The organism is Enterococcus sp. DIV2419, from assembly GCF_051711865.1.
GTDB lineage: Bacteria > Bacillota > Bacilli > Lactobacillales > Enterococcaceae > Enterococcus > Enterococcus faecalis.
Window position 1 is genome coordinate 2538204 of sequence record NZ_JBIONS010000001.1, and the last position, 13154, is coordinate 2551357.

Consider the following 13154-nt stretch of genomic DNA (forward strand, 5'->3'; position numbering starts at 1 on the left):
ACTTCAACTAAATTATTCTCTACCAAAATAGATTCTAATTCCCCTTTATCGTTCTTTTTGGTACCATGAAAGAAGAACTTCAACTAAAGCAGAAATTAGGAGGACAAAAAATGGTAATCCAAGGAGATACGTTAGAAAATAGCGCACGTCGTTTATTGCAAGAACGTGGCGTAACAATGAATGATTTAGCTGAACTTGTGTTATTTTTACAAAAAGATTATATTGACAATTTAACATTAGATACTTGTTTAGAAAGTGTTGATGCCGTGTTAACAAAGCGTGAAGTACACAACGCGATTATTACAGGTGTCCAACTGGATATTCTGGCAGAAGAAAACAAGCTACTCTCACCGTTACAAGAAATTTTAACGGAAGATGAAGGGCTTTATGGCATTGATGAAATTATGGCGCTCTCCATTGTAAATGTTTATGGATCTATCGGTTTTACGAACTATGGGTATATCGACAAGGTAAAACCAGGCATTTTAAAAGAGTTAAATGCGCATGATGGCGAACATGTCCACACATTCTTGGATGATATCGTGGGCGCAATTGCGGCTGCGGCTGCCAGTCGGTTGGCCCACTCACAACCAGATTTAAGTGATATTACTAAATAAAAAACTTGCCTCTTCATTTTTATGAGAAGAGGCAAGTTTTTTATTTGCTGGACTTCTCACAAGCTTTCTACTTAACAGTAATTATTTGCCGTGTTATGTTACAGTCAAGAATAAACAGCTAAAGGAGGTTATCTAGAAATGAAAAAGTTTTTACGCGTATTTTTAATTTTTATTGGGGTATTCTTTCTTGCAAGTTGCGGTTCAAAAATAGAGACAAAAACCTTTGTAGGTTCGCCACAAGATGGGATTGATTCCACCTTAACCTATACGTACCAAGGAGATAAAGTCTTAACGCAAACGGCTAAAAACATTGTTTCTTATGACAAATTGGGGATTACAAAAGAAGAGGCAAAAACAGCGTTGGAACCCGTTTCTAAACAATATGAGGACATCAAAGGGCTTGATTACAAACTGACCTATGAGGACAAACAAGCCATCGAAAAATTGACGATTAATTATGAAAAACTTGATTATGATAAAGCAAAAAAAGTGGATGGTATCCAGATTGATGGAGATTCTTCTAAGGGAATCAGCATGAAGAAAAGCCAAGAATTGGTGGAGTCACAAGGTTATACAGAACAAAAATAATAAAAGAAAGCGTTTGACAATGGGCGTTGTCGCACGCTTTCTTTTTATTAATTACATCGATGTTGCCATCTTCACTGCTTGAATTGGGTCAAAATGATGAACAGAGTAAACGACTGTACCGGCTTGCCAAACTACTGAGTTTCGATTATAGTCAGTGGTTCCTGCCACGTTCAGCGTGATTTGACCAACGGTATTCGGTGCTGGTAATGTTTCTTGTTCCAAAATATTGACAACATTTTTCGCTAAATCATCAGGCGATTCACCATTGATATTTGAGGCCCGTACGACTAAACTCCAATTGCCTTCTTGCCAAGATAAGTAACTAGAACCTGCCGCCCCTTGTTTATAACCAGTGATATTGTAACCTAAATCTACTGGTTGACCGCCATTGTCAATGATTTGGTTCACTGCATTTTTTGCTTCGACATCAGAGCCATATGTTTTTTTCTCAAAAGAACTAATTGGCGTTAACTGATTAACACGTGCATCATTCACTGGAATCGCTTCTTTTTCTGCATAATATAAAACACGGAAATTGTTTTGATCCGCTTGTGATGTTGTCGCTGCAGTTAAAAAGTTATTCGTTTGACTCGTTAAAATTGCCTGCGGTAAGCCTTGACCAGGAAACATGTTTGCTAGCTGGTTAAGCACTTGGTTGGCTTGGTCATCTGGATTCGCATTTTTCGCTGGTGATTGCTTCTCTGCTGAGCCATTATTTGCCGCTTCCTTCGTAGAAGAAGCTGTTGCTTTCGAATCAGCTGTTGTTGTTCCTGACGGTTTCGCATCACTAGATTTTGTTGCTGCTTTGCTACTTGATTCTTTTGTAGCAGATGCTTTTGTACTCTCGACTGTGGTACTTTCCGCAGCACTGGAACGACTATCCGTATTTTCTGTACTTTTTCCGCCGCCACATGCTGCTAAAGCAAGGGTTAAAAGAAAAGCACTAGAAATAAGCCCTATCTTTTTCATAAGAATTCCTCCTTGTTTTCCCTACCCTTATTGTACCTTAATCATGTGTATCCGTCACTTGTTTGTGTTTCGTTCTAAGTTGGTTTAAATAACAGAAAGTGGACGGTAGGATTCGAACCTACACCTCAACATTGAGCAAGAATAAACTACTGTTAGTCTCTATGAGTTTAACACCACGTTCATCCACCTATTTGATTGATCCTTTGTATCATAACTTAGAATAATTAAATTGCCTTTAAGGAGCTTCAAAGATTATATGAAGAATTGTAAAAAATCTGTGACGAAAAAACGATTGAACCAATCAGTAGATACACTGAGGTTCAATCGTAACCAATTGTTTAATTATCTGAAAAAACTCACAATTCAACGTTAGTCCCTGGTGCTTTTTTGTTTTCCCCTTGTTGTTTTTTTAAGAATATCCCCAAAATGACAGTGATAATAGGACAAAGCAATGGGAAAAAGGCATATGGTAAGTATTCTAGTGCACCAACTTTTAACGTTCCCATAATGAAGGTACCACTAACTCCCCAAGGAATTAACGAGTTGACTGCCGCCCCAGCATCTGCCAAAGTACGAGTTAAATATTTTTTATCAATACCTAAACGAGTAAATGAGGATTTAAATGTTTCCCCTGGTAAAATAATTGACAAATATTGTTCGCCAACTAGTAAGTTAATTCCCACAGAACTTAAGGCAGTTAAAGCGATTAATTTGGCTGGATTATTCACATAGCCTTTAATTTTATCAATTAAAGTAGCCACGATGTTAAACTTAATCAACAAGCCGCCCAAACCTAATGCCAAAATAATCAACGCAGCAGAACCTAACATGCTTTCAATCCCACCACGAGATAAAAGTGTATCAATACTTTGATCCCCTGTATCTGCCACATAACCACTCATTAAGATGGTAGAAACTTTCGCTAAACTTAGGTGATGATCATTTATAAAAGCTAAGATGACCGCCACTGTAGAGCCGACTAATAACGTTGGAATAGCTGGTACCTTTTTCCAAGCGAATAAGAATAAAACCGCTACTGGCAACAATGTAATCGGTGAAATCCAGAATCCTTGATGTAACGTTTGGACCATTGCATCAACCGATTGTAAATCCGCTGAACCAGATTGATGCCCCAAGAAGATATAGCCGACAATCGAAATAATAAACGCCGGAATAACAGTGTACATCATGTTTAGTATATGTTCAAAAAGGTTCACGCCACCAATTCCAGCAGCTAAGTTTGTTGTATCAGATAACGGTGAAATATTGTTCCCCAAAAAGGCACCTGAAACAACTGCACCAGCTGTCATCGCATTGTCGAATCCAAGAATATGACCAATACCTAGAAAGGCAATCCCCATAGTTGAAACAGTCGTAAAGGAGCTCCCTACCGTCACACCAACTAGTGCACAGACCACAAAAACGGTTGGTAAGAAGAACTTCACTGAGATAATTTTAAAACCATAGACCATAATTGTTGGAATCGTCCCAGACAAGATCCAAGTAGCAACTAAGACACCTATCAACAAGAAAATAATAATCGGAATGATTCCTGGTTTAATCCCTTCCACAATGCCTTCGTGGATTTCATCCCAAGAAAATCCTTTCCATTTGCCATAAAGCAACAACAACATGAATACAAAAAGAATCGGTATGTGAGGGGTTAATTTTTGACCAATAATTAAGTACCCGAGAATCGCTAACAAGGCAATCAAAATGCCTAAACTTTCAGCGAACGAAACAGTGGGTTTCGTTGATTTCATATGAAAACCTCCTTTTATGGAAAGCGAAAACTGAAGCAATAATCGAACTTGCTTCAGTTTCCAAACGACAATTTACTATAGTCATCAGGTGAAGAGGCACTCAGCAAAATAATTGCTAGCCTTTTTATTCACCTAAATCTTCTTTTACTTCCGTTGCCCAACTTGCTTTTTTAAAGCGATTAATGATTAACGGAATCACAAACATAACAATAGTGATTAATGCAACTAAGACTGCATCAGTCACGGTTGTTGTACCTAATGTGGCGAAAATAACAATGATAACACTAAAAATTAACATTGCTGCCACTAAATAAGCTAAGCCATTACCTTTTTTACCAATTCGGTAAGGACGTAGTGTATCTGGTTGAGATTTACGTAATTTAATTAGGGAAATCGCAATCAATACATACACAATACTATAAATAATTGTTGTTGCATTTGTTAAAGTTAAGAATACAGCGTTGACATCATCCATTACCCCATAAAGTAAAGCGAATAATGAGATAACTACAGATTGTGTTAACACAACGTTACGAGAAACGCCATATTTATTTTCGCGATGGAAACCAAATTTTGGTGGCAATAAGCCATCACGAGCAACTTGAATAATTGTTTTTGATGGTCCAGTAACCCAAGCAGATAATTGTAATAACACACCTAAGAAGACCATGAAACTAAAGATATTACCAATAATTGTTGGTAAACCTAAAACGTCACAATAAAGCAAAATTGGTTGTGTAATGTTAGACAATTCCATTTTGCCATTTGGAACAATGTTAGCAACAAACATTGCATTAATAACATTTAATAAAACTAAACCAATTAATGAAATGAAAACGCCTTTTGTATAATTTTTTGTTGCATCTTTCAAACGAGGAATATAAACAGAAGACATTTCAATCCCAACAAAGATAAACGCAATCCCTGCTAGATATTTAAATGTGTCCATATTTTCTAAGTTTGGTAAAACTTTTGACCAAGAGAAGGCACCTAAATAGCCGCCAGGTGTTAAGCCTACTTTAATCATTGAAAGAAGACCTAAAACAAACATAACTAATACTGGGATGTAAACACCTAGCCAAACACCAATATTTCCGCCAACTTTCGCCATGTCAAATTTCAAGTTCAAGATTGTAATAATCCAGTAAATCACTAAGATACAACCTAATACGAACCAATGATTTTCACCTAAATGAACATTACCAAATGTATTACCTAGCAAAGGGCCTAATGTAGAAGCAACCATTACCATTCCTGGGAACATTTGCACCCATAGTAACCAAGCGACAACAAAACCCCATTTGCTACCTAAGGCAGTTTTAACCCAAAGTTGAGGGCCACCTTCTTGAGGAAGCATCGTAGATAATTCACCAGATATCAATGCGATTGGACCAGCAAAGAATAAGACCGCGAAAATTGTGTAAGAAATTAATGTCCAACCAACAGCAGCAAGTGTTGGGATACTACGTACAGTTGCACACAATGCCATTGTTAAACCGATAAAAGTACCTAATTCAATTTTTTTAACTTGTTGTTTATCCAATTTTGTACACTCCTTATAAGATTTTGGATAAGGAGCATGAATGACTGTTATACGCTGAGTAAAACAGTCATTCGACTGCCTCTTACCCAGACAAAGAATTGGTTAAGAGGTTAGCCGTCTGGTTGATTTATCTATTGAATAAATCAACCAGACCAACGTTCTCTCGTTCGGTTACCATTTCTTTTTTCCGTTTAAGATTCAATTATTTTACGTCGTAAATTTGTTCTAATTTTTCTTGTAAAGCAGCTTGAATCTTAGGAGCGTAAACATCAAATTCTTCTTTATCGTTCATGTATGGAGTCATTACAGCAGCACGTAACACAGTTACTTTACCTGCACGGTTCCATTCTTCGTCACTAAATCCTAAGCTGTTTACAAATTTTAATGGGCTGTTGCCATAATCTGGAATAGCAAAGTCAGTATGTGAAGTAATGAATTCGTTGTTGTAAATATTTCCTTTAACGTATGATGCATAGTCATATACATCATGGTTTAATTTGTTCATTGCTACTAAATCATCGTTGCCTTTTTCTTTAAACACATAGTCAACCATGTTGAAGTCTGGATGAGTTAATGTGTGGACTTCGATTTCTTTGTCGCCAACTTTGAATGTTAAATCATTCAAGAAGTTATAGAAATGATGTGAGCCTTCAATTGAAGCACCAATTAATTTACCATAACCTGCAACGTTTAAAGGTAAAACGTGATGTGCAGCCCATACAGAAGCAGCTGTTGCACCAGCTTTTGAACCTTCAAGGATATAAGCACCTAGTAATGCAGGAATATCGGCACCTTTTTCAAATACGTAAGTTGCGAAGTAAGAAATAACGTCGCGCATACGGATATCTTGGATAACGATACCACCAGCTGAATAAGGGATATAACCCATTTTATGAGGGTCAATTGTTACTGATTCTGCTAATTCGATTGCTTTATATGCATCATACACTTCTCTTGAAATGTGTTCTTTTTTCTCTTTGAAGACACCGTATTCTTCGTGAACATCTTGTAAATCTTCGTAAGGGATGAAGTTGTTGTCTTCGTCTAAGAAGATGGCACGTCCATAACCACCATAAGCAGCATCAACGTGTACATAATAGTAAATACCGTCTTTCATTAATTCATCGCGTAAAGCAATAATTTTATCGATTGAGTCAACGGCACCTTCTTCAGTAGAACCAACTACACCGACAACACCTAGCACTGGAATTTGTTCTTCTGCTAAGCCACGAACGATTTTTTCTAATTCGTTGATATCCATACGGTAGTTATGGTCAACTGGTACTGGGATAACTTGATCTAAACCGATACCGATAATATCAGCAGCTTTTAACCAAGAATAGTGTTTAGTTTGTGGAACTAACCATTTACCGATTGCTTGTAAATGTTTACCTGAACGAGCTGAATGAGCTTTGATTTCATCAATTTCATCTTCAGCTGATTCTAATAAGTCCATAATTTCTTTTGTTGGCATGTTCAATAGTTCCCAATCTGATTTGCCAGCAACTAATTCTGGTTTTACTTCTTTCATAGCAAATGGTAATGATTTAATGTTACGGGCATACCATAAGCCTTCTAAGTTAGCTAAAGAACCATCAGCAACGATGTGTCCCCAACCATTTTTGTAGCTCATTAAGTGAGCAAATTCATGTCCTACTTCTTCTTCCATTTGAGAAGTTGCTGGAGAAGATTCATAGGCAACGTTGTTCCCGTTCCATAGCATTGCAAAGTTATAAGCTAATAGAGAAGGCATTAATGTTTCTGAGTTCATATGTCCCCAATATCTACCTGCTGTATGCCATGGAACTGAATGTGTACGCATGCGAGAAGAGATTTCATTCAATACATCTTTCATATGGTTGACAGTTTTTTCGTAGCTTTCAGATGTGCGTTCTTGAGAAGAGATAACTGGCATGTCTTGTGGCATGTAGTTTTGACGCCATCCTAAATGTTCATCTACTAAGTCGATCAACAAGTCTTTATATAATTGTCCGTTTTCGGCTTTGTCCCCAATGAATAGTGCATTAAGGTTCATTTCGCCTTTTGCTAATTTTTCGTTTTTCATACGAAAATTCCTCCTTACAAATTTTAATGAATTAGATTTTGCATTCACAACTTACACCCAAACGGCTAAAGTGTAAAGAAGAAAAATAACAATGGTTATCATAGCTCTTTAATTTTATAATTTTTTCACAAGGTGTCTTGTCAGAACCATTATATAAAAAAATAAGAGTGGGATTGTGTGTACAATCCCACTCTTATTAGGTGTATTAACGGTTTCACCACTACCTGTAAGGAGAAATAGAATTTTAACTTTGATCAAATAATCACACGTCTTCTCTTCGTGAAATTATTATCAATTTCTAATCCATTACTTTTGCTAAAAAGTAATTTTTCTTCCCTTTCCGTACAACAACGAATTTTCCATCGAAATGTTGTGTTGGATCGACTGCAAAATCTAAATCGGTAACTCGGTCACCGTTAATACTTATAGCTCCTCCGCTCACATCTTCGCGAGCTTGACGTTTTGATGGTTCGATTTCTGTGTCAACTAACCAATCTACAATGTTTTTAGCATCTTTGGTAATTTCAACAGTTGGCACATGTTCTAACCCTTGCTCGATTTCCTCAATCGTTAAGTCTTTAATATTGCCTGAGAAAAGAGCTTCTGAAATTTTTTGCGCTTCTTCTAATGCTGCATCATCGTGAACAAATCGTGTCACTTCTTCAGCTAAGCGTCTTTGTGCTTCACGTTTACCTGGTTCTTTTTCAACTTTTTCAGCTAACGCATCGATTTCTTCTTTATCTAAGAAAGTAAAGAATTTCAAGTATTTGATGACATCACGATCATCTTGGTTTAACCAGAATTGGTAGAATTCAAATGGTGAGGTTTTCTTAGGATCTAACCAGATAGCGCCACCCGCTGTTTTCCCAAATTTTGTACCATCTGCTTTTAGCATTAAAGGAATGGTTAACCCGAATACTTTGGCTTCTGGTCCTTCTTTTTTACGAATCAAATCTAATCCTGCAGTGATATTGCCCCATTGATCAGCGCCACCAATTTGCAATTGAATATTATGTTTTTTATGCAATGTGTAAAAGTCAATTGATTGAAGAATTTGGTATGTGAATTCTGTAAAGGAAATGCCACTTTCTAAACGACTAGCGACAATGTCTTTTGCCAACATCGTGTTGACATTAAAGTTTTTCCCGTAATCTCTTAAAAAATCTAATAAAGATAGTTCTGATAACCAATCGTAGTTGTTCACCATTGTTACCTCAGCATCTTTACCAAATAATTTTTTCATTTGGTTTGAAAGACTGTCCACATTATGTTGCACAGCTTCCATCGTTTGTAAGACACGTTCGGTTGTTCGTCCACTTGGGTCACCAATTGTTCCAGTTCCGCCACCAATTAAAATGTATGGGTGATGACCTGCTAATTGGAATCGTTTCATCATCATAAAAGGAATTAAATGTCCAATATGCATGCTATCTCCAGTTGGATCGACACCGCAATATAGCGAAATGCTCGTATTTTCTGTAAGTTCTCTTAGTCCTTCTTCGTTTGTTTGTTGATTGATTGCATCACGCCATGCTAGCTCGTCAATGATATTCATGTTATCACCCTCCATATTTATAATTATCTCTTTATAGGAAATCGTTCATTTAACGAAACAAACGATTAACACACTTGTTTTTACACGATATTCCGTGTTTATTTCTATGTATACACGGGTTCACGAAATTTTCTTTGGTCTGCCACGTATTCAAAAAAAGAATACAAAAAATCCCTAAGCCGTCGAAACGACTTAGGGACGAATTTCTCGTGGTACCACCCAAATTTATACATAGTTTAGTTTATTTAAAATACTATATACCTCTTAACAAATAACGCTGTTACCCGTGCCCTGTAGGCAGAAGCTCAAGAATGTAATTCGATAAATAACGTGTACTAGTTTCCAGCGCCACTAGCTTTCTGTAACAGTGGTTATTTCTCTACTGCTTTTCTGTCATTGCTTTGTATTTAACTTGTACATGTAGCATATTCCTTTTCGTTTTTTTTGTCAACACTCTTTGCTTAATTTTTTTTACTTTTACAAAAGATGTCCCTTTTTCACAAAAATAAAATAACGAATTAACAATAATATTTATTTGTTTTAACAGCAACTACAGATAAAAAAATAACGAAAAAATTAAAAAAATATTCTTTAAAATTTTTTTGACTTTTTTTGTGATTTTCTATACTTTTATAAAATTCCCGAAGAAAAATGACGAACTTCGGATCAGAAGTTCGTCATTTTGTGAAAAACAGTTTTAAAGAATTGGTGAAAATAATCGTGAAATTTGTTGTTTAAAAATCAACCATTTTGACATGTCGCGAACAACTTCTGGAGTCATTGTTGTACATTTTTTTCGATCTTCTAAGAAAATTGCTTCTAATTGATCAATGATTTTTTTATCATATAACACAGCATTTGCTTCAAAGTTTAATTTGTAACTTCGGATATCTTGATTGGCTGAACCAACTGTGCAGACTTCATCATCCATAATCATTGTTTTCGCATGCAAGAAACCACCGTTATAAATTAAAATTTCAATATTTTCTTTCATCAATAAGCGGCCGTAATACTGTGTTGCTCGATAAATAAACGGATGGTCGGGCTTATCTGGAATCATAATTTTAACATCTACTCCTGAAGCCGCAGCAACCTTTAAAGCAGCCAAGACACTATCATCAGGAACTAAATACGGCGTTTGAATCCAGACTCTTTTCTTGGCAGAAGTAATCAATTTAATAAAGGCCAATTTAATTTGTTCACGGTCACTGTTAGGACCACTGGCAATCATCTGAATGGATGTATTTGCCTCTGGCACCAACGCTTCAAGTTTAAAGAAATAATCCAATTGATACGCCACACGATTTTTCTCGGGGGAAGAGACGTTCCAATCCATTAAAAAACGCATTTGCAGTAATGAGGCTGCTGGCCCTTGAATCCGTAAATGTGTATCCCGCCAATAGCCAAACTTTTTAGTCGTTCCGGCATATTGATCGGCAACATTAAAGCCGCCAATGTAGCCTACTTTTCCGTCAATAACAACAATTTTCCGGTGATCATGATAATTCAAACGAAACTTCAAAAGTGCTTTTTGAGAAGTAATAAACGTTTGGACAAAACCACCGTTTTTTTTCAATTCATTCAAATGATGAACCTTGGTGCCCTTTGAGCCAAAGGCATCGTAAAGCAACCGCACTTCAACCCCTTCAGCCGCCTTTTCTTCTAATAAGTTCAAAATTTTGGTGCCGATATGATCCGTTACAAAGGCATAATATTCAATATGAATGGAGTGCTGAGCTTTTTTTATATCCGCCATCAACGCATTGAATTTTTCCGTACCATCCGTAAAAATTTCAACATCATTTTTCTTAGTCAGAGGCATCCTATTTAACGAGGAAAAAAAGTCTGTAAACTGTTGTTGCTCCTCCGTCGGCATCTTTTGACTATAAAGTTCAAAACTTTCTTCTTGGAAATTCTGGAAATTCTCTAATTCCCGTAAATCACTTTGTTGCAAATAAAATTTCTTTTTGTCGGTTAACCCTCGACCAAAGAATAAATATAAGAAAAAACCAAAAACGGGTAGAGCAATCAGTACGAGTAGCCATGCCCAAATTGCTGCTACATCCCGAGGTTTTAACAAAATGGTAATTCCCGCAATAATTGCATTAATAAAATAAATAACTGTTAAGACGCTAAGAATCAATTGTCTTCCTCCTTTATTTGTTACGTTTTAGTATACCATCAATTACGGATTTGGAATATCTTTTCTTTAGCGACTTCTGTCTCAAAAAATAAAAAGAGCCCCCATTCTAGTTAGTGATACTAGAATGAGGGGGTCTTTTTGATGTTTGTTTGAAAGTCTTTTAACTTAATTTCGTGTAAATGGACCTTTAGGAGCAATCAATTCTAAATTTGTACCATCTGGATCGGTAAAGTAAGCAACCCCTGTACCAAAACCGCTCTTCAAGCCATCTTCTTCTTGGAATGTAATCGGCTCTCCATCAGGTTCTACGCCAATCGCTCTTAGACGTGCAACAGCTGCATCAATATCTTCCACTTCGAAACACATATGCATTGCACTAATTTGTTCGTTGGAATAAGAAGCTTTTTCTGATTTTGGTTTAACATATTCTAATAAATCAATATTGATGTTTTCTAGATGCACATTGGCATACTTGATTAATGTATCATCTAACCCTTGTGTTTGGGCCATCCGTTTTCCACCAATTTCATCACGATTTGCGATTTTTGTTCCTGTTAATGCTTCATAAAACTTCACTGATTCATCCAAATTACTGACTGTAATCCCCACGTGGTTGACTACTGAAAAACCTTTAACTGCTTCACTCATTGTATCTCCTCCTAGTTAATTTTTAGAAATCAAACGTGTCTGGATCTGGTCCCACACGTAACGATTCATTCAATTGGTTGATTTGTGCCATTTCTTCTGCACTTAGTTCAAAATCAAAGACCGCTGCATTGCTAATCATCCGTTCTTTGTGGACAGATTTCACGGCTAATAAGATATCTTGTTGAATATCCCAACGTAAAATCACTTGGGCTGCTGATTTATTATGGTTCTCAGCAATCGCCAAAATGGTTTCATTAGATAATAATTGGCCTTGCATCAATGGTGACCAAGCTTGGACTTTGATATCATGTTTTTCACAGAAATTACGCACTTCTTTTTGATCCAATTTTGGATGTAGTTCCACTTGGTTAATTACCGGAACAACTTTTGCATAAGAAAGTAAATCTTCTAAATGATGAACTTGGAAGTTGCTGACACCAATTGCTTTCACTTTTCCTTCGGCGTATAAAGTTTCTAAAGCTTGCCATGATTCTTTGTAAGAATTATTTCCTGGCCAATGAATTAAATACAAATCTAAATAATCTAAACCTAAACGTTCCAAACTATCATTGAAAGCTTGAATTGTTTCATCATAGGAAATATGCGCGTTCCAAACTTTCGAGGTAACAAATAAGTCCTCACGGTTCAAACCAGTTGCCGCTAAGCCTGCTTTAATTCCCGCTCCTGTGCCAGATTCATTGCCATAGATTTGCGCTGTATCGATTAAACGATAACCATTGACAATCCCTTCTTCGACCACTTTTGCTGTCTCTTCATCTGGTATTTGGAATACCCCGAGACCCATTCCTGGAATTTTAGTGCCGTTGTTTAATGTTACTGTATCTGCTAGTGATGTAATCATTTGATTCGCTCCTTTAACGTTTTCTGATATCATCATATACCGTGCCGTACATGCTGTATAGTACGTACTTTTTCGTTTCATAGGAACCAAAAAGTGCGTTTTTTGGTAAATTCGCTTTTTTAGCCTGAAAAATTTTTCAACTTTTTTTATATAACGTACTTTCTCGCTCTTCTAAGCGTAGCATTCTTTAAATGATTTAACTAGTGTATCTCTCACGACACTCGACATTTTATGTAAAAAAAGAGAACGCGTACTCCGTCTTCGAAACGTCCTAAGACGCCGACAGAATACCGTTCTCGTGGGTTTGGCACCCAATGGGGGCATAGGGATTCGAACCCTAGACCCTCTGATTAAGAGTCAGATGCTCTAACCAACTGAGCTATGCCCCCGTTGTATAAAAT

10 protein-coding genes, 1 tRNA gene and 1 other annotated feature are annotated in these 13154 nt (G+C 36.7%); of the genes, 2 read left to right on the forward strand and 9 right to left on the reverse strand.

The genetic code is table 11. From position 1 onward, the window contains the following. Nucleotides 1-110: 110 nt before the first annotated feature. Entirely contained in the window at nt 111-617 is a 507-nt protein-coding gene (locus IGI97_RS11920; protein WP_002355457.1) for a phosphatidylglycerophosphatase A family protein, read from the forward strand. A 138-nt stretch (nt 618-755) separates the two neighbouring features. Continuing rightward, nucleotides 756-1205, forward strand: coding sequence for a YehR family lipoprotein (locus IGI97_RS11925; protein WP_002355456.1), 450 nt, complete (start codon nt 756-758; stop codon nt 1203-1205). 51 nt (nt 1206-1256) lie between these two features. Here IGI97_RS11925 and IGI97_RS11930 read toward each other — a convergent pair whose 3' ends face one another. From IGI97_RS11930 to IGI97_RS11970, 9 genes are all read right to left on the reverse strand, one after another. Continuing rightward, on the reverse strand, nt 1257-2174 hold the full coding sequence (locus IGI97_RS11930) for a hypothetical protein (RefSeq protein WP_141435520.1): 918 nt from the start codon (nt 2172-2174) through the stop codon (nt 1257-1259). Nucleotides 2175-2530: 356 nt separating this feature from the next. Continuing rightward, complete coding sequence (gene nhaC / locus IGI97_RS11935) at nt 2531-3937, reverse strand: Na+/H+ antiporter NhaC (RefSeq protein WP_002363118.1); 1407 nt, start codon at nt 3935-3937, stop codon at nt 2531-2533. A 124-nt stretch (nt 3938-4061) separates the two neighbouring features. Continuing rightward, a complete protein-coding gene (tyrP, locus tag IGI97_RS11940; protein ID WP_002355453.1) occupies nt 4062-5480 on the reverse strand; it encodes a tyrosine-tyramine antiporter in 1419 nt (472 codons plus the stop codon). 202 nt (nt 5481-5682) lie between these two features. Continuing rightward, entirely contained in the window at nt 5683-7545 is a 1863-nt protein-coding gene (gene tdc, locus IGI97_RS11945) for a tyrosine decarboxylase (protein ID WP_002355450.1), read from the reverse strand. 298 nt (nt 7546-7843) lie between these two features. Continuing rightward, nucleotides 7844-9100, reverse strand: coding sequence for a tyrosine--tRNA ligase (gene tyrS / locus IGI97_RS11950; RefSeq protein ID WP_002355444.1), 1257 nt, complete (start codon nt 9098-9100; stop codon nt 7844-7846). 191 nt (nt 9101-9291) lie between these two features. Beyond that, nucleotides 9292-9506, reverse strand: a binding site (T-box leader). A 291-nt stretch (nt 9507-9797) separates the two neighbouring features. Then, nucleotides 9798-11243, reverse strand: a complete 1446-nt coding sequence (gene cls, locus IGI97_RS11955; RefSeq protein WP_002361214.1) for a cardiolipin synthase — start codon at nt 11241-11243, stop codon at nt 9798-9800. A 165-nt stretch (nt 11244-11408) separates the two neighbouring features. Further along, nucleotides 11409-11891, reverse strand: coding sequence for a VOC family protein (locus tag IGI97_RS11960; RefSeq protein ID WP_002355441.1), 483 nt, complete (start codon nt 11889-11891; stop codon nt 11409-11411). Between the two features lie 22 nt (nt 11892-11913). Then, entirely contained in the window at nt 11914-12789 is an 876-nt protein-coding gene (locus IGI97_RS11965; RefSeq protein WP_016632874.1) for an aldo/keto reductase, read from the reverse strand. A gap of 279 nt (nt 12790-13068) precedes the next feature. Further along, nucleotides 13069-13142: transfer RNA gene (locus tag IGI97_RS11970), tRNA-Lys, on the reverse strand. Between the last annotated feature and the right edge of the window lie 12 nt (nt 13143-13154).

Bases quoted from the DNA above. Each gene is read 5' to 3' on its own strand.
- tyrS (WP_002355444.1), bottom strand. From the start codon at position 9,100: ATGAATATCATTGACGAGCTAGCATGGCGTGATGCAATCAATCAACAA.
- tdc (WP_002355450.1), bottom strand. From the start codon at position 7,545: ATGAAAAACGAAAAATTAGCAAAAGGCGAAATGAACCTTAATGCACTA.
- IGI97_RS11920 (WP_002355457.1), top strand. From the start codon at position 111: ATGGTAATCCAAGGAGATACGTTAGAAAATAGCGCACGTCGTTTATTG.
- nhaC (WP_002363118.1), bottom strand. From the start codon at position 3,937: ATGAAATCAACGAAACCCACTGTTTCGTTCGCTGAAAGTTTAGGCATT.
- IGI97_RS11965 (WP_016632874.1), bottom strand. From the start codon at position 12,789: ATGATGATATCAGAAAACGTTAAAGGAGCGAATCAAATGATTACATCA.
- IGI97_RS11960 (WP_002355441.1), bottom strand. From the start codon at position 11,891: ATGAGTGAAGCAGTTAAAGGTTTTTCAGTAGTCAACCACGTGGGGATT.
- IGI97_RS11925 (WP_002355456.1), top strand. From the start codon at position 756: ATGAAAAAGTTTTTACGCGTATTTTTAATTTTTATTGGGGTATTCTTT.
- IGI97_RS11930 (WP_141435520.1), bottom strand. From the start codon at position 2,174: ATGAAAAAGATAGGGCTTATTTCTAGTGCTTTTCTTTTAACCCTTGCT.